Origin of the sequence: Vibrio sp. 10N.247.310.98, from assembly GCF_041467395.1 — a bacterium.
In the GTDB taxonomy this organism is placed as follows: domain Bacteria; phylum Pseudomonadota; class Gammaproteobacteria; order Enterobacterales; family Vibrionaceae; genus Vibrio; species Vibrio crassostreae_C.
The window spans coordinates 1-22,242 of the sequence record NZ_JBFSUL010000062.1 but is presented as its reverse complement, the minus strand read 5'-3'; the positions used below and the strand labels follow the sequence as shown (position 1 = coordinate 22,242).

20 protein-coding genes are annotated in these 22,242 nt (G+C 43.8%); 13 read left to right on the top strand and 7 right to left on the bottom strand.

Annotated elements, in window-relative coordinates:
* Positions 1 to 165 precede the first annotated feature (165 nt).
* Positions 166 to 1,191, top strand: a complete 1,026-nt coding sequence (locus AB6E78_RS19225; RefSeq protein WP_017070587.1) for a GGDEF domain-containing protein — start codon at positions 166 to 168, stop codon at positions 1,189 to 1,191.
* Positions 1,192 to 1,360: 169 nt separating this feature from the next.
* Here AB6E78_RS19225 and AB6E78_RS19220 read toward each other — a convergent pair whose 3' ends face one another.
* Positions 1,361 to 1,906 (bottom strand): N-acetyltransferase, encoded by a 546-nt coding sequence (locus AB6E78_RS19220; protein ID WP_017062600.1) that lies wholly within the window; start codon positions 1,904 to 1,906, stop codon positions 1,361 to 1,363.
* Between the two features lie 166 nt (positions 1,907 to 2,072).
* On the opposite strand from AB6E78_RS19220, the gene AB6E78_RS19215 reads away from it, so the two are divergent.
* Complete coding sequence (locus tag AB6E78_RS19215) at positions 2,073 to 3,215, top strand: fatty acid desaturase (RefSeq protein ID WP_017062601.1); 1,143 nt, start codon at positions 2,073 to 2,075, stop codon at positions 3,213 to 3,215.
* A gap of 239 nt (positions 3,216 to 3,454) precedes the next feature.
* Positions 3,455 to 3,745, top strand: coding sequence for a putative quinol monooxygenase (locus tag AB6E78_RS19210; protein WP_017062602.1), 291 nt, complete (start codon positions 3,455 to 3,457; stop codon positions 3,743 to 3,745).
* A 231-nt stretch (positions 3,746 to 3,976) separates the two neighbouring features.
* On the opposite strand, the gene manA is transcribed toward AB6E78_RS19210, so the two are convergent.
* The 4 genes from manA to mngA form a co-directional block, all read right to left on the bottom strand.
* Positions 3,977 to 5,164: a mannose-6-phosphate isomerase, class I gene (gene manA / locus AB6E78_RS19205; RefSeq protein ID WP_017070588.1), complete on the bottom strand. Its 1,188-nt coding sequence runs from the start codon at positions 5,162 to 5,164 to the stop codon at positions 3,977 to 3,979.
* Between the two features lie 2 nt (positions 5,165 to 5,166).
* Positions 5,167 to 6,333, bottom strand: a complete 1,167-nt coding sequence (locus AB6E78_RS19200) for a glycerate kinase (RefSeq protein ID WP_372134083.1) — start codon at positions 6,331 to 6,333, stop codon at positions 5,167 to 5,169.
* 45 nt (positions 6,334 to 6,378) lie between these two features.
* A complete protein-coding gene (gene mngB, locus AB6E78_RS19195; protein WP_372110480.1) occupies positions 6,379 to 9,018 on the bottom strand; it encodes a mannosylglycerate hydrolase in 2,640 nt (879 codons plus the stop codon).
* Positions 9,019 to 9,254: 236 nt separating this feature from the next.
* Positions 9,255 to 11,189 carry a PTS 2-O-a-mannosyl-D-glycerate transporter subunit IIABC gene (mngA, locus tag AB6E78_RS19190; RefSeq protein WP_017070591.1) on the bottom strand — a complete coding sequence of 645 codons (1,935 nt, stop codon included), beginning with the start codon at positions 11,187 to 11,189 and terminating at the stop codon, positions 9,255 to 9,257.
* Positions 11,190 to 11,506: 317 nt separating this feature from the next.
* Between mngA and AB6E78_RS19185 the strand changes: the two genes are divergently transcribed.
* From AB6E78_RS19185 to dcuC, 4 genes are all read left to right on the top strand, one after another.
* Positions 11,507 to 12,223, top strand: a complete 717-nt coding sequence (locus AB6E78_RS19185) for a GntR family transcriptional regulator (protein ID WP_009845448.1) — start codon at positions 11,507 to 11,509, stop codon at positions 12,221 to 12,223.
* A 232-nt stretch (positions 12,224 to 12,455) separates the two neighbouring features.
* Entirely contained in the window at positions 12,456 to 12,656 is a 201-nt protein-coding gene (locus AB6E78_RS19180; RefSeq protein ID WP_080582262.1) for a hypothetical protein, read from the top strand.
* Positions 12,657 to 12,679: 23 nt separating this feature from the next.
* On the top strand, positions 12,680 to 12,931 hold the full coding sequence (locus AB6E78_RS19175) for a hypothetical protein (RefSeq protein WP_133151380.1): 252 nt from the start codon (positions 12,680 to 12,682) through the stop codon (positions 12,929 to 12,931).
* Positions 12,932 to 13,308: 377 nt separating this feature from the next.
* Entirely contained in the window at positions 13,309 to 14,676 is a 1,368-nt protein-coding gene (dcuC, locus tag AB6E78_RS19170) for an anaerobic C4-dicarboxylate transporter DcuC (RefSeq protein ID WP_017062608.1), read from the top strand.
* A gap of 202 nt (positions 14,677 to 14,878) precedes the next feature.
* Here dcuC and AB6E78_RS19165 read toward each other — a convergent pair whose 3' ends face one another.
* Positions 14,879 to 15,511 carry a response regulator gene (locus AB6E78_RS19165; RefSeq protein ID WP_017062609.1) on the bottom strand — a complete coding sequence of 211 codons (633 nt, stop codon included), beginning with the start codon at positions 15,509 to 15,511 and terminating at the stop codon, positions 14,879 to 14,881.
* Positions 15,498 to 17,228 carry a nitrate/nitrite two-component system sensor histidine kinase NarQ gene (gene narQ, locus AB6E78_RS19160; protein WP_017062610.1) on the bottom strand — a complete coding sequence of 577 codons (1,731 nt, stop codon included), beginning with the start codon at positions 17,226 to 17,228 and terminating at the stop codon, positions 15,498 to 15,500. The genes AB6E78_RS19165 and narQ overlap by 14 nt, the downstream gene beginning before the upstream one ends.
* A gap of 253 nt (positions 17,229 to 17,481) precedes the next feature.
* Here narQ and napF point away from each other — a divergent pair, with 253 nt between their 5' ends.
* The 6 genes from napF to AB6E78_RS19130 all read left to right on the top strand — a co-directional run bounded on the left by napF (position 17,482) and on the right by AB6E78_RS19130 (position 22,123).
* A complete protein-coding gene (gene napF / locus AB6E78_RS19155; RefSeq protein ID WP_017062611.1) occupies positions 17,482 to 17,961 on the top strand; it encodes a ferredoxin-type protein NapF in 480 nt (159 codons plus the stop codon).
* Positions 17,962 to 17,984: 23 nt separating this feature from the next.
* Entirely contained in the window at positions 17,985 to 18,290 is a 306-nt protein-coding gene (locus AB6E78_RS19150) for a chaperone NapD (RefSeq protein WP_017062612.1), read from the top strand.
* Positions 18,287 to 20,776, top strand: coding sequence for a periplasmic nitrate reductase subunit alpha (gene napA / locus AB6E78_RS19145; RefSeq protein WP_102320774.1), 2,490 nt, complete (start codon positions 18,287 to 18,289; stop codon positions 20,774 to 20,776). The genes AB6E78_RS19150 and napA overlap by 4 nt, the downstream gene beginning before the upstream one ends.
* 125 nt (positions 20,777 to 20,901) lie before the next feature.
* Positions 20,902 to 21,363, top strand: a complete 462-nt coding sequence (locus AB6E78_RS19140; protein WP_017062614.1) for a nitrate reductase cytochrome c-type subunit — start codon at positions 20,902 to 20,904, stop codon at positions 21,361 to 21,363.
* 29 nt (positions 21,364 to 21,392) lie between these two features.
* Positions 21,393 to 21,974 (top strand): NapC/NirT family cytochrome c, encoded by a 582-nt coding sequence (locus tag AB6E78_RS19135; RefSeq protein ID WP_009845456.1) that lies wholly within the window; start codon positions 21,393 to 21,395, stop codon positions 21,972 to 21,974.
* Between the two features lie 11 nt (positions 21,975 to 21,985).
* Complete coding sequence (locus tag AB6E78_RS19130; protein ID WP_010430103.1) at positions 21,986 to 22,123, top strand: TIGR02808 family protein; 138 nt, start codon at positions 21,986 to 21,988, stop codon at positions 22,121 to 22,123.
* Positions 22,124 to 22,242: the final 119 nt, after the last annotated feature.

The following is a 22,242-nucleotide window of genomic DNA, read 5'->3' as shown; positions in this document are numbered from 1 at the left end:
CTAGCTAACATACTGACAAATCTATAGAAATGGTCGTTTACAATCCCAAAGACTGTGACATACTACGCAAATTATTGTGTATCAATCTCGGCTAATTTCTCAATGCGCTCTTATTCTGGGTTCAAGAATCAAAGATTTAAAACCTATTTCGATAATGAAATTTATTTGCCGTACATAAATTTCATCTACATCCCTATCTCAATATTCTGTGCTTTTATCGTCACCGACTACATCCACTTTGGTAGCGAGTGCATTACGCCTATCATTTTCCGAGTCATACTTTTTTTATTGATGATGGCCGCCGCCAGATACTGTATTACAAACAAACCCAACGTTTTGGAACTCGTAGAAAGTGCCTTCCTTGTAATTAGCTCACTTTTCTTGGTCTATGTCGGTCGACTAGCCATCGAGCTGAACAACTTCGATTACCAAGGTGGCATCATTTTAGTGATGATCTACATTGGTACGTTTTCAAGATTGTCAGCCAGATACAGTATATCTACGCTGTCGTTTATCTTTTTGGCTTATCTCATCGGCCTTGCGCCACTGCTTTATGAAGCGGAGCCAGAGCATGAAATAGAAACAATTTCCGTTTATATCTCGGCTTACATCCTAATCTCAGCGGCCTGTGTTAGACGTGACCTGGAAGTACACAAACGTTTCGCTCAATCCGAGCAACTCCGCAAACAAGCGATTCAGCTTCGCAAGCAATCTAATATGTTCGAGGCCCTTTCCTATCAAGACGCACTAACGGGCTGCTACAACCGCCTTTATCTTCATCAGGTGATAGAACCGAGCATAGACCGTCAGCGATCCATTACATCGCTCATGATAGATATTGATCATTTCAAATCGATTAACGACACCTACGGCCATCAAATGGGTGACATGGTGATTAAAGAACTGGCCGATGAGATTCAAAAACGACTACCGACTAGCAGTAACTGCTTTCGATACGGCGGTGAAGAGTTCTTGGTGCTGGTCCAAGGAGAAACCGAGGCTTCAATTGAATCGCTGGTTAATGCCCTTTTAGAATCCCCTACTCGCCTTAGATTAGAAGTAACAATTTCAATCGGTGTGAAACATGCCCCTCAAGCCCTTGGTTCTGTCGAGCAGCTTATCGACGACGCTGACCAAGCACTCTACATTTCGAAAAAAGGCGGTAGGAATAAGATCACATGGTGTGATTAATCGCCCAATATTTCACGCATCTTTGCGAATCATTAAAACGACCACTAATTCAATCAAAAAAGCCCCGAGCAACTTAATACTCGGGGCTTTTGTCTTTGTTCTTCTGCTTTAAAATAGCTTCGTTAAGAACCTGCTACTCAGCAAAAAAACAGTATTCAACAAGAATCGACTAAGAATACACAACGCTCGCTGTTTTCTGTTCAAGTTCAACGGGAGAGCTCCAAGAAATCACTTTTTCATTCACTTGGCTGCCACATGGTGCGTTCCAAACTTGCTCTAGTTCTTCTTTGCCACCAATCGCCTGATAAAAAGCAATCGCTTGGTGGTTCTCAGACATCACCTCTAGGTAAAGCCCTGAGTCCGAATAGTATTGCTGCAACCACTTCGACAATTCAGACAACAGACGCTTGCCTACACCTCGTCCACGATAATTATTATCTACATGTAACGCATCGATGAACGTACCACGCTCAAAGTTGTGATTACCGAACGCGCAGACAAAACCAACCAGTAAACCGCCTTCCTCAAGCAATAAAACATGTTGGTTGAAAGGAGGATTAATCAAACGAGTCTGCCAAATAACAGATCTGTCCTCCAAAACATCATGTTCTAGGTAATCATCAGCAAGAATGCCACGGTAATATAGCTTCCAGCTATCCGCGTGTAATTGGGCAATCCGCTCATAATCTTTATATTCAGCTACCTTAATTTCCATTTATTAGCCCTTAGTACTTCCATTTATGACTTGCTACTACATTTCACACTACCTTTATACAATATTTAAGCAAAACATACTAATACACGTTTACACTTTCAATATTGACTTACACGTGTACGCTGATATTCTAGCGCACAGATGTAAGCCCAATGGAAATTTGCTAATGAATAGTGCCGACAAACAATCTACAAAAAAGCCGCCATTAATCTGGCTCAATATTTTTGTGTTCTCTTTTAGTATGCTGCTTGCTGTTGTAGCGGCTCCCGTTTATGGCTACTTTTTTGGCTATGGCATGGAGCACTGGATATGGCTAGCAATCTGCTTTACGTTCTGTAACCTTTCAATCACGACAGGTTATCACCGCTTATGGTCACATAAAGCGTTTGAAGCGCATTCAAGCCTAAGATTCCTGTTTGCATTAGGTGGTGCATTTGCCCTGCAGAACAGCGCGCTACACTGGTCTTCTGATCACCGTGTTCACCACAAGCATGTCGATAACAACGACAAAGACCCATACTCTGCAAAACGTGGATTTTGGTACTCACACATTGGCTGGATGATTCGTAATTACAGCACCTCAATGTACGAAAACTACGAAAACTGCCGTGACCTTAAAAAAGATAAGATTGTTATGTGGCAGCACAAGCACTATGTTCTGTTAGCATTACTAATGAATTTCGGTGTTCCTATCGCTTTAGGCGTGATTTACGGTGACGTGATTGGCATGTTGTTAATCGTAGGTGCAGTTCGTTTGGTACTTAACCACCACACAACATTCTTTATTAACTCTCTTGCTCACATCTGGGGTAGCCAACCTTTTACTGACAAAAACACAGCGCGTGATAACGGTGTGTTAGCAGTACTCACTTTCGGCGAAGGCTACCACAACTTCCACCACATCTTTGAGAACGACTACCGTAACGGCATCTACTGGTGGCAATACGATCCAACAAAATGGTTGATTAAGAGTGCTTCGTTGATGGGACTGGCAAGTAAGCTTAAGAAAACCCCTCAAGCTCGTATTGAGAAAGCTGAAGCGTCAATGTTACTTAAACGCACCCAGCAAAAAATCATGCATCGTGCCGACAAGCAACAAATCGCAGAGAAGCTTCAACAAGAGTTTGATGCTCTAGTATCAAACATGAACGAATATTACGAAGTTAAAAAACAGCTACTTGAAAGCAAGCGCGAAGACGTTGTGAAGAAGTACGAACACTCTGTTCTTAAGGTTCGTTATCAGCAAATCAAAATGAATTTCGAACAACAGAAGAAAAATTGGGCAATGACGGTTGAGCAATACGCTTAAGGTAAGACAGTACGCTTAACACCCCAGTAACAACACAGTTTGATTCTTATTCAAAAGCCCTCATATTGCTATGAGGGCTTTTTTTAATAAGCATAACCTACTCGGCTCTGGCCCTATGCTCTCGAGTTTGAATTGTGGATGGTAAGAACCATAGTTATTGGATTTCAGAACTCTTTCTTCATTCTGAATTTATACTTATATTACTTAAACTTACCGAGTTTAAAGCGAAGGAATTGAAAATGAGCAAACTGACTATTATTGCAACGATCGTCTCTAAAGAAGACAAAACTGAGCTTGTAAAAGCTGAGATGATTAAATTGATCGATAAAACCCGTGTTGAAGACGGCTGTATTAACTACGATCTGCACCAAGATAACAGTAACCCTGCTCACTTCGTTTTTCATGAGAACTGGGAGTCTGAAGTTCATCTAGAGAAACACTTAGCGAGCCAACACATCGCTGACTACATGGCTGCGACTGAAGGTTGTATTGAAACCTTTGTGCTTAATAAAATGACGCACATTGCCTAACCAGTCACTCAGTACTAATTCAATAAAAAGCCCTGCTCTGATCGCAGGGTTTGTCTTTTCTACAAGCTTATATCTGCTCATTCTAATAATGAAAAAACCCGCCAGAGTAGCGGGTATGGTCAATAATCATGACTGTCAAAGACAGATAGGTAACAACCATCAATCCAATATTGAGTACCACTTTACAGTGGCACTCTGACATTTCTTTTGCTGATCGCTAGCACGGGGGCACTAGTTAAAAGCACGAGCCAAAATGCCATTCCCTTGATATTGGTAAACACTTGAATTACTACTTACAAAGACCGATTCTCCGGGCTTAAGAGAAACTGACCGCCCTTCTGAAGTGACGGTCGCCTCTCCTTCCACACAGAACAAGATCTCCGCGCTACGTAGATACTGTGACTTGCTCTCATCAGTCGCAGACAAGATATCAAAGCCAAAGTCATCCACTGGAATCGGATAACTCATCTTGCCCTCTTTCAATACAGGCTTAAGGCGGATATCTTCTGGCTTAATCGGCTCAAAGATTGTGTTGTCGATAAGCTCAGGGACATCGATATATTTGGGAGTGAGACCGGCACGCAGCACATTGTCTGAGTTTGCCATAATCTCTAAACCCGTACCTTGAACATAAGCATGTGGGGTTTCTGCGAACAGGAACATCGCTTCACCGGGCGCCAGCTCAACCGTGTTAAGCATTAATGGCGCAAATAAGCCAATATCACCAGGATAATGCTGTTTGAATTCGATGCTGTATTGAAGAGCTTCACGCCCCATGACCGTTTTGGCTGGTCGCGCATGTGCAGCATAAAGCTCATTAAGCGCAGACGCTTTGCGGTCACCTTCAAGAGACATAATGGCGCTAAAGAACGACTTCAAAGAATCACTGTCGGCATTGGCTTTTAGTACATTAAGCTCAATCGCTAACGAAGGAATATCCGCTTCTTCGAACAAGGCAATAATGTCGTCGATTGGACGAAAGCCATTCATCGCTTTGTAGAAGGTCAACGCATAAACCAACTCAGGTTTATGGTTTGGATCTTTGTAGTTGCGATTAGACGCATTCAAAGGGATACCAAGTGCATTCTCACGCTCAAAACCTAATTCTGATTTTCGCTTGTTCGGGTGAACCTGAATCGATAACGGTGTTTCAGCGGCCAACACCTTAAACAAGAAAGGCAATTCACCGAAACGAGCCGCCGTGTATCCGCCTAAGACATCGATTTTGTTTTCATCAATCATGTGAGAAAGCGATTCACCGGTATCGCCTACCTTTGAACAACCATTTGGATGAGCACCCATCCAAATTTCTGCTTGAGGTTCCTGGTTTGGGTTCACAATACCAAACAATTGGTTAATGGAGTCTTTGCTTCCCCATGCGTAGTTTTGAATAACGTTGTCGAGTTTAAATAGAGACATAATTACTTCTCATTAAAAATCTGGCTACCAAGCTTGAGCGTGGCGGCGATATTACGGGCAGTGCGAGTCAGGTTTTGATTCGCTTCTGATAAAACTTGGTCTAAAGACTGAGGTGAACGTACGGTTCCAAATAAGCTAGACATTGAGCCGTAAAGTTTTTCAACGTCTTGCCCCAAAGAGCCCGCAATTCCAATGGTTGGAATACTCAACTTTTGAGCTCGCTGAGCGATGCCGAAAGGTGTTTTACCTTGCAGGGTTTGGTTGTCCATCTGCCCCTCTCCGGTCACGACCAGTGAAGCACCTTCAAGAACCTTATCTGCATCCAAGGCATCTAATACCATCTCAATACCCGCTTTAATTTGGATATTGAATGCAAGACTTAACCCCAGAGGTGTACCACCAGCAGCACCAAATCCAGCTGTGTCGCGATGATTAGTACCCGTATGTGCTTGAGCGATATCGGCAAAGTGCCCGATCGCAGTATCAAGTTGTTCAACTTGAGCTTTTGATGCGCCTTTTTGCGGACCAAACACAGTACTGGCTCCGCTTTCGCCACATAATGGATTATTCACATCACACGCGACCACGAACGTCACTTCTTTGCATCTAGGGTGCAGTCCTTCAAGATCGATGCTTGCTAACCGGCTTAATTCGGCGCCGCCACCAGATAGCTCGTTGCCTTGCTTGTCTAATAACTTGCCTCCCAACGCTTGTAAGATGCCAGCACCTGCATCATTGGTTGCGCTGCCGCCCAAACCAATAATGATTTGTTCAACACCTTGTTCTAGTGCATCTTTGATCAATAGCCCAGTACCAAACGAAGATGCGGTTAACGGTGCTCTTTCTTCTACGGTTAATAGGTCTAAACCCGATGCTTGAGCAAATTCCACCAAGGCAGTTTTTACGTTGGCGCCATCAACAGTCTGTTCCAACGAAGCCCAATAAGCCGTACATTCACGCCCGATTGGATCCGTCGTGTGCAGCAGTTGCTTCTTACCATTGAGCGCCTCTAGCAACACGTCTACCGTGCCTTCTCCGCCATCGGCGAGTGGCATTTTCACAAACTCTGCGTAAGGGAAAACATCGGCAAATCCACGCTCAATGCAAGACGCAACTTGATGAGCGTCGAGTGATTCTTTAAATGAATCAGGGGCAATTACAATTTTCATTGTCGTTCACCATTCCCGCCCACCAAGGTGAGCGGGTTATCGAAATTAGAATTTGATTTGGAATGTTTTTGCTTGGCAAGGTGCTATCTGGCCGAACTCTTCAGATGCTACATCACCTTCGCGTACGCGCTCGTCCATGCTTGTCTCTTTCCAGCTTGAAACCGCTTGAGTAAAAGAGATTGAATCCGATACTGAACCCGATTCTGCCGGGTTGTAGACACGCATGATCAGTGCATCTTCGTCTTCCGCTTTCTTCAGCACACTCAACACCGCGCCTGATTGTTGCTTAGACAGAAGGCTAAAACTCATAGGTAGGTTCTGCTCACCCACGTTGAGCTTCATCGCGTTGTAAGGGATCTTGTTGTAGCATTCGATTAGAGTGACATTGTCACGTGCTTGCGCCATGATGTTCGCGTCAATATGGTTACCAGAGAAGCCACACAGTGTGAATTCACACACTAATTTGCCGCGCACTTGTGAATCTGGGGTCGGGATCTTGATACCAGAAGGACGCCCCGGACGAAGCAATAGCTCTTCTTTACCCAACACGCCAATACCACGGAATAGTGTCAGTGCGAAGGTATCTCTATTTTCGTCACCTTTAGATGCAATCACTTCAAATTCACGCAGACCATTCGACATAATAGCCATACCCGCTTTGCCGTTTTCTAGCGCAGCAAAGTTCATTAACTGATACACAGGAACCGGTGCTTCTTTCCACTTCTCTTCTTCCCAAACCGCCATTGCAGGGTCATTGGTTGGTCGAGTAATACAACCGAACTGGTTATCTGCTACCACAGTTTCAGAAATAAATGGCGTAGGTACTAATACACGTACACGGTGGTCGTCGGCTTGGTTGTCCAATTCCATACGGACTTCGATGCGGCGAGAACCTTGCTTCAATACCACTTGGCATTGCGCTTCAACGAATCCATTTTGACCCGTGCGTTCTTCACGCTCTGTAAGGTTTGCTGGCACGTTCATGCGGAAAGCGATGTTTGCTACCGATTGGAAACCTTGGTGGTCAATTGATGTTTCTACCGGGAATTCATCAGAGTACAACAGCCACTCTTGACGAGATGGAGAGTAATCGTACTCATCGCCGTCATCAGAACCATCTTCTAAACGAAGTGCTTGGTCGAATACTTGCTCTGTCTCTTTATCGAAAATAGTCAGAGTACCGTTGTCGTTTACATTAATTCGGTAGTATTCGTTCTCTAGCAAGTAGTCTTTCTGCTCTGCGACTTTAACTGCGCCCTTCTCATTACCTTGGATGTGTAACGTGGTGAAACCCATCGCTGGTACAGTGCGTTTGATTTGAATATCAAACTCCATGAAAGGGTCGTAGTTGCCGTAGTGAACGATTTGACGGTCTACTTTACCTGGGTCGATTTGGCGCTTGTCTTGGATGAAGTATTCAACTGGGTTTTCGTTTTCATCAAAGATAGAAAATTCTTGAGCACGGATAGTGATGGTTGTGTTCACCACTTCTTCACGCTCATACGGAGAAAGGTTAAACATCGCCAGTTTGTCGCAACCTTCGCGATCCGGCATATGGTCAACGATTTTACGTTTGTAGAAGTGGATTAGGTTTGTCGCCATGTCGTCCGCAAGGATGTAACGGTTTAGGATTTCAGCGTGTACCTTGTCTGAACAACAGCAACCAATAGAGTCATGAGCATGGTTCTTCATGCTCTCTTTCCACATTTTCTCAATCAAACCGTGGTGATATTCGAAACCTAATGTCCAAGCGATAGACGCTAGAGGTTCTAGGATGTTTACAATCTTGTTTTCGATTTCCGCATGGATCAGTTTGATGTCCATACGTGTAGAAGAGATCGTACGGTGAACACGCATGTATTTACCGTCGTTGAACTCGCCTTTGATTGTGTCGAGTTGGTCGCGCGCCGCTTCTACTTTCTCGAACACTTCTTCGTAACGGCTCATTGAGAATTCACGATCTGGGTAGATTTCGCGAAGCTTGTCCATTACTTCAAAGATGTCTTTTTGAATCGGCATTTGGTCGTGGCCGTTCGGTAGCAAGATATCTTTAGTCACCGATGGCTTTTCTAGCACTGGGAAGTACTTATCTAAACGAGCACGCAAGCCTTCTTCGTCTTGTGGAAGGTATTTACCAATCGCGTAACCCAGCGGAAGCACTTGTGCCGTTACTTCACTGCCGTCATTAGACTGCCATAAGAATTCTGTTTTGTTGGTGCCATGACGCTCTGAACAACCACGCCAGAACATTGCACGCGTGATGTCGAAGCCGTTGTAGATCATTGGCAGCTGTGAGCTCATGCTGAATGAATCTGGTAGGTAACCAATCTTCATTGCATCGCCAAACTTCATACAGTCACGAATACCATACATCATGTTGCGCACAATTGACTCACCAGAAACTTGCATTGTGTCGGTTTGAGAATACCAAGGGCCAATAATTAACTTGCCCGCTTCAACCAATGCTTTTACGCGCTCTGTGTTTTCTGGTTTGATTGCGAAGTAGTCTTCTAAAACGGCGGTTTGACCATCTAGAACGTAGTATTTGTATTCTGGATCGCTCTCCAGACGGTTCATGATTTCTTCCATGTTGTTCACAAGAAGAATACGAGACTCTTCTGTTGTGAAATACCATTCACGATCCCAGTGCATGTGAGGAGTAATATGTACGCGTGATGTAGTCATAATCATTTACCTAAATGTGTCGCTTCGAGTAAAACTAAAGTTCGAACCCAAATACGACTAAATTAAATTTTTTCAAGGGGTTAAAATTGGCTGCCACTAAATTTAGGGTGCAGAAAACCACGCCCAGAATCTGTGTGAATAAAACCGTTAGGAGCACAGGTATTTAGGGCAGCCAGTTGTTTGTTATTTTTTATATATTGATTTCGCAGTGAGTTAGGAGCTAACTCAAAATTCAGTTAGTTCTGTGTTGCAGTACTTGCTTCAAATTTACCCTTTTTTACCGCGTGACCACGCCACATCAGAAGAGTAATGGTTGAAATCACTGTGCCGACAATCGCAGCACCGAACCAGATTGCAGCAGCAGAGAATGCGCCTAAACCAGAATCGTGTAACAAGAAAATAGAGAAGATACCTGCGCCCGGAGTGGATAGACCAATACCTGCCGCACCAACCATTGCACCTGTTACTACAGAGCCTAGTAAGAATGAGCCGATTACACGGATTGGATCTTCAATCGCCATTGGGATTGCACCTTCAGTAATACCCGCAAGACCAAGTAGCCATGTAGATTTACCGGTTTCAATCTCAAAGTCTTTGAATAAGCGTGGAGCAATCATGGTAGAAGCCGTTACCGTGAACGCCGATACCATTTTTACTGAGCCAAAGATTGCGTAAGGACCATAAACACCGTTTGCCATTGCACCTAAACAGAATGCGTAAGCAGCTTTGTTTACCGGACCACCTAGGTCGAATGATACAAACAGACCTAAAATTGCACCCAATAACAACGCATTGGTGCCTGACATACCGTTCAACCAGTCCGTTAAACCTTGGTTTAAGAACGCAACAGGTTTACCGATAACAAACAGCATCAAGCTACCCGCTACCAAAGTACCAATCACAGGGTAAAGGTAGAAAGTAAGGAAACCGTTAAATGCAGGGCCTAAGCGAACATGCTCTTTTACCCAACGCATTACGTAACCCGCAATCAAACCACCAACAACACCGCCTAGGAAACCAGAACCAATGATGTTTGCGGCAATACCCGCAGCAAAACCAGGACCAAGTGCCGGTTTGTCGGCTAATGAGTATGCTGTGTAAGCTGCCAGTACTGGCACCATTAATGTACCTAATAGGCCGCCACCTAATTTACGATACATCCACAGCCAAGAATCTTTTGTTGCGTAAAGCTCTTGCAGGTCAAAAATTTGCGCGATAAGAACAGCAACCGCAAGAACAGTACCACCAGCAACGATAAGAGGAACTGCGTAAGAAATACCAGAAAGCAGCGCTTGTTTAAGCTCAGTTTTCAGTGGCAGTTTTTTCGGTTTGTCATCAGTAGCCACTGTGCGTTCTGCACCGTTACCTTTTTTCGACTCTTCAATCGCTTCATTTAGAATGCGTTCACCGTGTTTAATCGGTTCTGCAACTGGCGTTTCAACACGAGGGATTCCGTTAAAACGATCCACTTCTTTAATCGCGACTTCAGCAGCAAAAACACACGCCACAGCATTGTTTAATTGCTCAGCCGTCAAACGATCTTCAATGCCATTTGCGCCCTGCTTTTCAACATGAACCTTGTAGCCAAGCTTTTTGCCCGCTTTTTCAAGGTATTCTGCAGCCATATAGGTGTGAGCAATGCCTGCAGGGCAAGCAGTAACACATACAATTGTCGGCGCATTTGTATCTAAGTTGTCTTGTTTTTCTTCTTGCTGATTATCGCCATCAAGAAGCGCGAAGATTTCATCAGCGGTTGTTGCTTTTAATACTGCTTCACGAACATCGTCATCAACCAATGTGGTTGTCAGTTCGGTCAGCAGGTGCATGTGGGTAGAACCCGCTTCTGCATTTGGAATGGCAATTAGGAAGATAAGATTCACATCTTCGTCTTCATCTAGGCCTTTCCATTTCATGTCTTCTTTCAATGTTGCTACAGCGAAACCAGCTTCTTTAACCGCGTCAGTCTTGCCGTGCGGTACTGCTAGGCCTTCGCCAAGCGCTGTCGGGCCTTGCTCTTCACGAGCAAATACTGCATCAAGATACTCTTGTTTGTTGTGCAGTTTGCCTTGCTGATTCAGTTGGTCAGCAAGTGCGTAAATCGCTTCTTCTCGACTGCTAAACGTAGTTTGCAGATTTACGAGCGACTTATTCGTTAGAGTAGTAAGTTTCATAACCTTTGTCCCATAGTCACGGATTAGTACGACAGTCGTCCCTGCCGACGAGATGAATAATACAACTTCAAGACATTTAATCCGTGATCACGATCTCATCAATACATATTTGTATTTAATTTGTATTTAAACTGTATTGGTAAATCCTTTAAGAAAGCTTGTTATGTATCGTTTAATTTGTATTATATGTACTACAAAACGCCGATACGATGCTCACACTAACCTTTAAAGCAAAGCTTATATAGAGCAAATTTACGTATTTAAGGTACAGGTTGTTAATCAAAGTCTAGTTGTCCTAGCGCACAAATGAGGCAAAAATGGCAAGACTCCCTATGTATCGCCAAATCGCCGATGCAATAAGAGAAAAGATCAGTTCTGGAGAATATAAAGTTGGAGAAGCACTCCCAACGGAAGCGCAATTGCGTGAAGTATTCTCGGTAAGCCGCGTAACGGTTAGGCAAGCACTGAAACTACTGATCGAAAACGATGAGCTTGAAAGCGTTCAAGGCAGCGGCACTTACGTAAAAGAGAACAAGATCAATTACGACATCTACAAACAGTCGAGCTTTCAAGAAAAGTGGGCGCATTTGGATGTGGTTACACACAGTGAAGTTCTGGCCTTCGAAATGAAGCCGTGTTCTTTGGCGATGTCTGAACATTTAGATATCAAAGAAGGCGAATTGGTTTTCTACGTAAAACGTGTTCGTTTCATAGACAACAATCCAATCACGGTTGAAGAAACTTGGTTACCTGTTGCTCTATTCCCAGATCTCACCTATCAAGTGATGCAGACATCAAAATACGACTTTATTGAGAACACCAAAGGCATGGTGATTGATCGAAGTGAGCAGGAATTGGTACCGATTCTTCCGCCTGAAGACGTTGCTAAACAGTTAGGTATTGACCCAGCTCAGCCTATCATTGAAAAACGTACTCGCGGTTACCTCGCCAATAACACTGTATTTGAATACAGCCGCAACTACTTCACGTCTAACGATTACCGATTCACTTTGGTCGCAAGACGCCAGAGATAATGCTCATCAGCGAGTTTCGATAATAGCAAAATGACCAACACAGAGAGCGCCTTGTTCTCTGTGTTTCTATGCTGTTAACTCAATCATAAAACCAACTTTCCTACCCAAATATTCCTAAACCAATATCAAGTAACCTCACGAAAGATCATTCACATTCATTTAAATACTGTTCTGGCGCTTTGACCATAAACTAAGCGCCAAATTACAAGAACAACAGTCGACAGGAATGTAGATGAATACCAAACAACTTGAGGACGCTGTAAGTGAAGTGAGCTTATTCAATCAGCACCTCCACTTAATCCAATCCGTGCATACCATTCCGACCCCAAAAATGAATTGGGAGTCGATTGCGATGGAACCTGCGCCGACAATGCCAACGGTTCGATTCGATCACTGTCTACTCATCAGACTAACACTTAGTTCGTCGTGTTAAATCACTTTATATACAAAACCATTATGTCGAAACACACTATCTCACGAACATCGCACCCATTAGCAAATACAATTTCATACACACGATTCCTACCAAAGCTACCTTTAGTTCTAATCGCTTTCTCTATGCCCCTATTCGCAGAAGAAGTTGAAGAAGTGGTACTCGAGGACGAAGTCGTATTAAATGAAGGTTCTGAGTTAAACGAAGAAGCTGAAGAATCGCCTTATTATAACTTGTGTTTTAGCGCTTACTTATGGGAAGTAAGTAGGCGTTAAACATAAGTAATCTTTAAATGTAAGTAAGCTTAAAAGCTAAGATTCTCACCTCTTTACTCCGATAAATACCCACTTCGTTACACGTTTCCTTCCAAAGTACAAAAAATACTCGCGATTTATAAAATAACACCACCATATGCAAATAGAACAACCAAAGGTGATCCAAGTTATGTTCTAACAAGCCACAAAATTTGTTTATTAACATCTAAACAACAGTAGTTATTCACGATTTACAACCACAATTAACATCGAAAAAAATGTTTGTCTTAGATCATATCAACCTCAACTATGCCTCGTGCCACAGTGCAGTTTTCTGTACATTCATTGTCATATTCTGAAACACTTTCTTATATTTTTTAAACTTTGTGGAGATTTCTATGTTAGAGCTCTTGATCGGATTAGTGATTACTATTGCTGTTGGTTACTTTATTGTAAAAGGCTATAAAGCGGCGGGTGTATTACTAACTGCTGGCCTTGCCCTACTTCTTATCACCGGCCTTATTGGTCACACAGTCTTACCAGCTAAGGTAGCTTCAACAGGTAACATGGTTACCGACTCACTAGAATTTGTTAAATACATGCTTCAGTACCGCGGGGGCGGCCTAGGCATGCAAATCATGCTTCTTTGTGGTTTTGCTTCTTACATGACGCACATTGGTGCTAACAACGTGGTAGTGAAACAGTTCTCTAAACCGCTTGCTGCGATCAAATCTCCCTATGTACTTCTTGTTGCGGCTTACATCGTAGCGTGTCTGATGTCTCTAGCAGTAAGTTCTGCAACGGGTCTTGGTGTGCTATTGATGGCAACCCTATTCCCAATGATGACGGCAATGGGTATTTCTCGCCCAGCGGCAGTTGCAGTTTGTGCGTCACCTGCAGCCATCATTCTTTCACCAACGTCTGGTGATGTGGTTATCGCGGCAGAAAAATCAGGCATGTCTCTTGATGTGTTTGCTGTTCAAACGGTACTGCCTGTTTCTATCTGTGCGATCATCGTGATGGCGGGTGCGGCTTTCTTCTGGAACAAATACCTAGATAAGAAAGAAAACACACCAATGGAAAAAGTAGACGTTTCTGAAATCGAAACAACGGCGCCGGCTTTCTACGCTGCACTTCCATTCCTACCTATCATCGGCGTTTTCCTATTCAACGGTCGTACGATTCCAGGGCTTTCACTTGATATCTACACTATTGTGGTAGGTTCTATCTTCGTAGGCGCAGTTATCGATTACGTTGTTAAGAAGTTTGACGGCGAGAAAACACTAGAAGATCTAGACTCTTGCTACCAAGGCATGGCTGACGCGTTCAAAGGCGTGGTAATGCTGTTGGTTGCGGCGGGCGTATTTGCTCAAGGTCTAATGTCTATCGGTGCAATTGATAACCTAATCGGTCTTGCCGAATCTGCAGGCGCAGGCGGCATCGCATTGATGCTTATCCTCACAGGTCTAACGGTTGCTGCGGCAATTGCGACAGGTTCAGGTAATGCACCTTTCTATGCATTCGTAGAACTGGCTCCATCATTAGCGGCGAAAATGGGCTTGAACCCAGCGTTCCTAATCATCCCAATGCTTCAAGCATCGAACCTAGGTCGTACAATTTCACCAGTATCTGGCGTAATCGTAGCGACTTCTGGTATGGGTAAAATCAGCCCATTTGAAGTCGTAAAACGTACGTCTGTACCCGTAATCTGTGGTCTTATTACGGTTATCTTCGGTACGCTTGTATTGGTTCCAATGTCGGCGTAAGCCTTAAGTTTCTAATCTCAAAGAACGAAGAACAAACGAACACCAATACTGAATATAAAATGCGTAAACAAAAAGGCGCTGAACTTAATAAGTTCAGCGCCTTTTTTAATGTCACTTCCTCAACATCGTTAAAACTATCGAGACATGTACAAAATGTATAAACAGTCAGGCTTGAAATAGTGTTATCTCAAAGGAACAAGCCCTACTTCATTTCACCATAGCGTTCTAGATACAGAACCGTGGCAGCGGTACGGGAAGGCACTTGCAGCTTTTTCAGTAGACTCTTCATATGTACCTTAACTGTCGATTCAGAAATAAACAGGTGATCGGCGATCTGCTTATTACGGTAACCTTTCGCGACTTCTTGAAGGATCTGCATTTCACGTTCAGTCAGTTGTTCGAAGATATCATTGCGGCTTCCAGCATCATTTAGGTAACGAGCAACCACACTGCTGTAAGCCTTGTCACCGCTGTGTGCTTGCTTAAGCAGTTCAATTAACTCATCGGGTTCAGTGTCTTTCAACAAGTAGCCATCAGCGCCTGCTTTTACAATCGCTTCAATGTCTGCAGGGCTATCAGAAACCGTTAGAATAACAATGTTTGCGCTAGAACCGTCAGTGCGAAGTGCTTTCAAGGTATCTAAACCAGACATGCCCTTCATATTGAGATCCAAAAGGATCAAATCAGGTTCTTCTTCATGAGCAAGAGCAACCGCTTCAGTGCCGTTACTTGCTTCTGCAATCACTTCGAATTCGTCTTCAAAGCTCAGTAATTGGCTTATACCTCTGCGCATCAATGGATGATCATCAACCAGCATTACTTTACAAATCGTCAACTTTAACTTCCTTCAAACTTTTATATTTCAATATGACTGTACAGCCTTCACCTTGCGCCGCTTCAATCGTCAAGTCGCCATTCAGTCTTGCCGCACGCTCCTGCATAATGCTCATCCCGTAGTGGTTCACCTTGGAACTACTTGAGTCAAAGCCATCTCCATTATCTTTTATCACGACTAATACTTCACCGTCCTCATCGATACAGCATACATCTATCAAGTCGGCATTGGCGTGTTTTATTGCATTTATTGTTGCTTCACGAATCAATTGAAGCAAGTGAACCTGACTATGCGCATCAAGCTCGATCGATGAGAGATTATTAGTGAGGTTAATCTTCGCATCGGTTCTCTCGCTGAGCGCCTCAAGCATGGTACTTAAGGCGTCTCCAAAGTTGCCCTCTTTAATGGTCAACCTAAATGTGGTGAGTAGCTCTCTTAACTGGGTATAAGCGTCGGCTAAGCCGTTTCCGATCTCAGACGCGATTTGTTCAGATTGCTCTCGGTGCTGTTGCTCTGGCAGTTTGCCAATCACACGCTTTAATAGTGTAACTTGAATTTTCAAGTACGACAGTGATTGAGCCAATGAATCGTGGAGTTCACGTGCAATCGTGGCACGCTCTTCCATGATAATAAGCTGTTCAGCTTTCTTTTGAGCACGATTGTAGTAGATCGCTCTCGATAGCAGTTGAATGAAGCTTTCGATCAGAGCTTTAGTTGAGTGCCCGTGGTGATATGAACAGTATAAATAGCCGAGAATAAGTTCGTTATCGTCGAGTTTCATCTCAAACTTTTCGTAGTCTAAATTCGAATCGTAACCTTCATCCATAATCAATGAACGGCCTGAGTTATCGACAATCTCGAGCCTCAGTGATCCAATCCCTTCCAAGCTCACGAGATGCTGCAAGATAGCTCGGAAGTTTTCAGGAGCAATACGCGTCACCGTGAGCTCTTGTGACGAGTTATAAAGTGCCTGCAGCGACTGGTTCGCATTTTGCAGCTCAATCGTCTTTGCATCCACCACATCTTCAAGGTTTCGATAAAGCACGCCTAAATCTTTGGCCATCGAGTTGAAGGTTTTGGTCAAAATGCCCATTTCGTTGTTACTGGTCACCTTGAGTTCTACCTCGAAGTCGCTGTTTTTGATTCTTTGGCTCGCACCGACAAGAGCATGTAGCGGTTTAACAACCTGTTTACGTACAAAGTGAACAACAAAAAGAGATATGACCAGAATCCCACCAAGGCCGATACCACCAGCCCACGCTAACTTTATTAACTTGTCTTCAGAGAACTCTTGCAGCTTATAAACGAAGCCATCGATTTCAGCCACGAAGTTTTCAACCAACACGAGATAGTGATCGCGCTCTTCGCTATTCAAGACCTGTTTTAGCTCATGCCAACGGCCGATAATTAAATAGTAATCTTCTGTGATGTCTGTCGGAACATTCCAACTGACCAAATTAGTCATGGATGGCGAGTAAAGAGAACTTTCGAATTCACGAATATGAGATTCATAATCGACAGATTCTATTTGAATATCATGGGCTAAACGGTAGCTTTGCATTCGCATTGAACCGGCCACGTTAACCGCTTCCGCATCATTCAAACTTGAAGCCAAAGTAAAGATGGCAAAGCCAGTCGTAGCAACCGACAACAGCAGTATAGAGAGCAAAGATTTTGCTATCGTACTTGTTACAGATGAAACCGGTTTTATAAGCAAAAGTGCCTTCCTATTGATAAATGACTTGCCAGCGATATCGTATTGTCACACATCAAAAATCATAGCTCCATTCAATATGTGATCACTCGCTCCGTAATTTATTGATCTAAGACAATATATGCCCCCAATTAGCCCTTAGGGGGTATTTATACAATTGTTTCTAAAACTACACTACTTGTGAGGACTCATTACAAGATATTAATAGAATAATGACCTACAATTACAACATCTTAGTAACATCTATAGGTATCTAGTGGTAGATCTATCAAAACGCCGTCTTTTTTCAAGACGAAAAGTTGACTCAAGCCAGATTCGTTTGCCTTGGATTGACAGCCTAGAAAGCTTTACAGATGACTGTACTCGCTGCGGTAAATGCATCGAGAGTTGTGAGACTAAGATAATCATTGTAGGCGATGGTGGTTTTCCCACTGTAGATTTCTCTATTGATGAGTGTACGTTCTGCTATCAATGTGCAGATGTTTGTCCCGAACCCATTTTTAAGCCAAAGCAAGGAGAGCCTTGGCAAGCAAAAGCACAAATCTCTGATAAGTGTTTAGCGCAACAAAATGTTGAATGCCGAAGCTGTGGTGACATGTGTGAACCTATGGCCATTCAATTTGAACTTAGAGCAGGCAGTGTTGCTCTACCAAAAATCGAGTTAGATGAGTGTAGCGGTTGTGGGGCCTGCGTAGCAATTTGCCCTACTTCGGCTATTCTTGTGAGTAATGCATAAAACAAAAATAACGAGAGCAATTTATGGCACTAAATGAAGTGCATATATCAAGTTTAGTCGTGCATGTGAGCCCTGAGCATCTAAATGAGATCAAAGCGGAGATCGATCAATTCGATAACGCTGAAATCTACGGAGATAGCCCTGAAGGCAAAATCATCGTGGTCCTAGAAACTGAAAACCAAGGTTTTGTAACGGACACCATCGAAGCAATAAACAACATTAAGAACGTTTTGGGGACAGCTTTGGTTTATCACCAAATCGAAACTGGACTCGACGAAACGGATTTAGAAACTGGAAGTAACAATTCTCAACTTGAGGGTGAAGTATGAAAATGACAAGACGTGCGTTTGTGAAAGCAAACGCAGCTGCATCAGCGGCAGCCGTTGCAGGTGTAACTCTACCGGCAACAGCAACCAACCTGATTGCTAGCTCTGATCAAACAAAAATCACGTGGGATAAAGCGCCTTGTCGTTTTTGTGGTACGGGCTGTTCAGTACTAGTAGGTACTCAAAACGGTAAAGTGGTTGCGACTCAAGGCGATCCAGAAGCTCCTGTAAACAAAGGCCTTAACTGTATCAAAGGCTACTTCCTTTCAAAAATCATGTACGGCAAAGACCGTCTAGAACAACCTCTTCTTCGTATGAAAGATGGTGAGTTCCATAAAGATGGTGATTTCGCACCCGTATCTTGGGACAAAGCGTTCGACGTGATGGCTGAGAAATGGAAAGCTTCACTGAAGAAGAACGGTCCAACAGGTGTTGGTATGTTCGGTTCAGGCCAATGGACAGTAATGGAAGGCTACGCAGCCGTTAAGATGATGAAAGCGGGTTTCCGTTCAAACAACATAGATCCAAACGCTCGTCACTGTATGGCTTCTGCTGTAGTAGGCTTCATGCGCACTTTCGGTATTGATGAGCCAATGGGTTGTTACGATGACTTTGAACACGCAGACGCATTCGTACTGTGGGGTTCAAACATGGCAGAAATGCACCCAGTACTATGGACTCGTATTACAGACCGTCGTCTAAGCCACCCACACGTTAAAGTAAACGTACTGTCTACTTACTACCACCGTTCTTTCGAGCTTGCAGACACGGGTTACATCTTCGAACCTCAATCAGATCTAGCAATTGCTAACTTCATTGCTAACTACATCATTCAAAACGATGCCGTTAACTGGGACTTCGTGAACAAGCACACGAACTTCAAGCAAGCAACGACAGACATCGGTTACGGTCTGCGTGACGATGATCCACTACAGAAAGCAGCCGCAAACCCTAACTCAGGCGAAATGACTGCTATCTCTTTCGAAGACTACAAAGCGTCTGTTGCTGAATACACAGTTGAGAAAGCGTCTGAAATGTCAGGTGTATCTCAAGAAGACCTTATCAAGCTGGCTAAGCAATATGCCGATCCAAACATCAAAGTAATGTCACTTTGGACTATGGGTATGAACCAACATACTCGTGGCGTATGGATGAACAGCCTTGTGTACAACATCCACCTTCTTACAGGTAAGATTTCTACTCCAGGTAACAGCCCATTCTCACTAACTGGCCAACCGTCAGCGTGTGGTACAGCGCGTGAAGTTGGTACATTCGCTCACCGTTTACCTGCCGATATGGTGGTTGCTAACCCTAAACACCGTAAAATTGCAGAAGATATCTGGAAACTTCCAGAAGGCACCATTCCACCGGTACCCGGCGCTCACGCTGTTCTTCAAGACCGTATGTTGAAAGACGGTAAAATCAACGCTTACTGGGTAATGTGTAACAACAACATGCAAGCGGGTCCAAACATCAACACTGAACGTCTGCCAGGTTACCGTAACCCAGATAACTTCATTGTATGTTCTGACCCGTACCCAACGGCAACAGCTCAAGCGGCTGACCTCATCCTTCCAACAGCAATGTGGATTGAGAAAGAAGGCGCTTACGGTAACGCAGAGCGTCGTACACAAGCATGGTACCAACAAGTGAAAACTGTAGGTGAAGCTAAGTCTGACCTATGGCAAATCATGGAATTCTCTAAGCGCTTCACTATTGAAGAGGTTTGGGGTGAAGAACTGGTTGCGAAAATGCCTGAGTACCGTGGCAAAACCATGTACGACGTGCTTTACAAAAACGGCAACGTTGATGCATTCCCACTGTCTGAAGCTCAAGAGCTTAACGACGATGCACAAGCTCAAGGTTTCTACGTTCAAAAAGGTCTATTCGAAGAATACGCAGCCTTTGGTCGCGGCCACGGTCACGATTTAGCACCATACGATCGCTACCACCAAGTTCGTGGTCTACGTTGGCCTGTTGTTGACGGTAAAGAGACACTATGGCGCTTTAAAGAAGGTTCAGATCCATATGCTAAGAAAGGTTCTGATTGGGACTTCTACGGCAAACCAGATGGTAAAGCACTGATCATCAATGCACCATACGAAGCGCCACCTGAAGTACCAAACGATGAATACGATATGTGGCTATGTACAGGTCGTGTTCTTGAGCACTGGCACACAGGTACTATGACTCGTCGTGTACCAGAACTTTACAAAGCAGTACCGGATGCACTTTGTTACATCCACCCTGCTGATGCTAAAGCTCGTGGTCTTCGCCGTGGTGATGAAGTTCTTATCGAAAACAAACGTGGTGAAGTACGCGTTCGTGTTGAAACTCGTGGTCGTAACCGTCCACCACAAGGCTTGGTATTCGTACCATTCTTTGATGCAAGAATTCTGATCAACAAGTTGATCTTGGATGCAACGGATCCTCTGTCTAAACAGACGGATTACAAGAAGTGTCCAGTTAAGATCACTAAGGTCGCTTAAGGACAATATGTTCTTACCACTTAGCTCGTAGATCTGACGTTTTTAATATTGCGACTGCTTTTTTCGTTACTTTTTGAAAGAAGTAGTCCACTCAAAGAATTAGCCTTTAGGCGGAGAAATTAACCATGAAAAAACTGATTACTGCCCTACTATCAGCTGGTCTTTTGCTAGCTGGTGCAGTTCAAGCTGAAGCTGAACTGGATAACCCAGGCGGCATTGGTGGCGTAGAATCTCTACGTGGTGCAAGTGAACTTGAAGCAACTCGCGCAGCAGATGACTTCAAAAAGTTCCCTCGTGACCAAGTACTTGAGAGTGACTACGTATACCAACCACCTCTAGTGCCTCATACTATTCGTAGCTATGAAGTTTCTCTTAACGCTAACAAGTGTCTTTCTTGCCACAGCTGGAAAAACGCAAAAGAAATGGGTGCTACTAAAGTGAGTGTAACTCACTACATGAACCGTGAAGATGCGGTACTTGCAGACGTATCACCTCGTCGTTACTTCTGTCTACAGTGTCACGTACCTCAAGCTAATGCTAAGCCACTAGTTGAGAACGAGTTCAAACCTGTAGATTCACTGCGTTAATCGTAGCCGGACTGTAAGAGAGGCTATATATGATAAAATTACTTAAAGCGTTTTGGAAAAGACTTGCGACACCAAGCAAAGCAGCCGTAGGCGTTGTTTTGTTCTTGGGTTTCTCGGGTGGTCTTTTGTTCTGGGGTGCATTCAACACGGGTATGGAGGCAACCAACACGGAAGAATTCTGTTCTGGCTGTCACGCACCTATCGTTGCTGAAATCCAAGAGACAATTCACTACTCTAACCGTTCTGGTGTTCGTGCTATCTGTTCAGACTGTCACGTTCCTCATGAATGGACAGATAAAATTGTTCGTAAGGTTCAAGCATCTAAAGAGCTATACGCACACTTTATTGCGAAAACCATCAATACTGAAGAAAAGTTCAAAGCACGTCGTGCTCACCTAGCGGAACGCGAATGGGCTCGATTGAAGAAGAACGATTCACTTGAGTGTCGTAACTGTCACCAGTTCGATTACATGGACTTCTCAGAGCAGAGCCCCCGTAGTGCGAAACAACACTCGACTGCGCTAGCTTCTGGTGAAAAAACGTGTGTAGACTGTCACAAAGGTATTGCACACAAACTACCAGACATGCACGGCGTTGAAGGCTGGCAATAAGGAGCGATTGAATGAGTACTTTAGAAAGCGTAATTTGGCACATCCTAGGTTACAGCGCTATGCCAGTTATCATTCTTGGTGGCTTTGCAGGTGTTGCAGCCGTATCTCTTTGGATTTTATCTATGGGTAAAGACAAAGAAATCGATTAACAATCGAGATTCCATCAACTTCTACCAGATAATTCTGATATGAGTTGATACGAAAAAGCCACTGATTTGAACTGACCCCCAATAGTTGGACACCAATTATTGGGGGTCTTTTTATGTCC

Bases quoted from the DNA above. Each gene is read 5' to 3' on its own strand.
- AB6E78_RS19220 (WP_017062600.1), bottom strand. From the start codon at position 1,906: ATGGAAATTAAGGTAGCTGAATATAAAGATTATGAGCGGATTGCCCAA.
- AB6E78_RS19215 (WP_017062601.1), top strand. From the start codon at position 2,073: ATGAATAGTGCCGACAAACAATCTACAAAAAAGCCGCCATTAATCTGG.
- AB6E78_RS19210 (WP_017062602.1), top strand. From the start codon at position 3,455: ATGAGCAAACTGACTATTATTGCAACGATCGTCTCTAAAGAAGACAAA.
- manA (WP_017070588.1), bottom strand. From the start codon at position 5,164: ATGTCTCTATTTAAACTCGACAACGTTATTCAAAACTACGCATGGGGA.
- AB6E78_RS19200 (WP_372134083.1), bottom strand. From the start codon at position 6,333: ATGAAAATTGTAATTGCCCCTGATTCATTTAAAGAATCACTCGACGCT.
- mngB (WP_372110480.1), bottom strand. From the start codon at position 9,018: ATGACTACATCACGCGTACATATTACTCCTCACATGCACTGGGATCGT.
- mngA (WP_017070591.1), bottom strand. From the start codon at position 11,189: ATGAAACTTACTACTCTAACGAATAAGTCGCTCGTAAATCTGCAAACT.
- AB6E78_RS19185 (WP_009845448.1), top strand. From the start codon at position 11,507: ATGGCAAGACTCCCTATGTATCGCCAAATCGCCGATGCAATAAGAGAA.
- AB6E78_RS19180 (WP_080582262.1), top strand. From the start codon at position 12,456: ATGAATACCAAACAACTTGAGGACGCTGTAAGTGAAGTGAGCTTATTC.
- AB6E78_RS19175 (WP_133151380.1), top strand. From the start codon at position 12,680: ATGTCGAAACACACTATCTCACGAACATCGCACCCATTAGCAAATACA.
- dcuC (WP_017062608.1), top strand. From the start codon at position 13,309: ATGTTAGAGCTCTTGATCGGATTAGTGATTACTATTGCTGTTGGTTAC.
- AB6E78_RS19150 (WP_017062612.1), top strand. From the start codon at position 17,985: ATGGCACTAAATGAAGTGCATATATCAAGTTTAGTCGTGCATGTGAGC.
- napA (WP_102320774.1), top strand. From the start codon at position 18,287: ATGAAAATGACAAGACGTGCGTTTGTGAAAGCAAACGCAGCTGCATCA.
- AB6E78_RS19140 (WP_017062614.1), top strand. From the start codon at position 20,902: ATGAAAAAACTGATTACTGCCCTACTATCAGCTGGTCTTTTGCTAGCT.
- AB6E78_RS19135 (WP_009845456.1), top strand. From the start codon at position 21,393: ATGATAAAATTACTTAAAGCGTTTTGGAAAAGACTTGCGACACCAAGC.
- AB6E78_RS19130 (WP_010430103.1), top strand. From the start codon at position 21,986: ATGAGTACTTTAGAAAGCGTAATTTGGCACATCCTAGGTTACAGCGCT.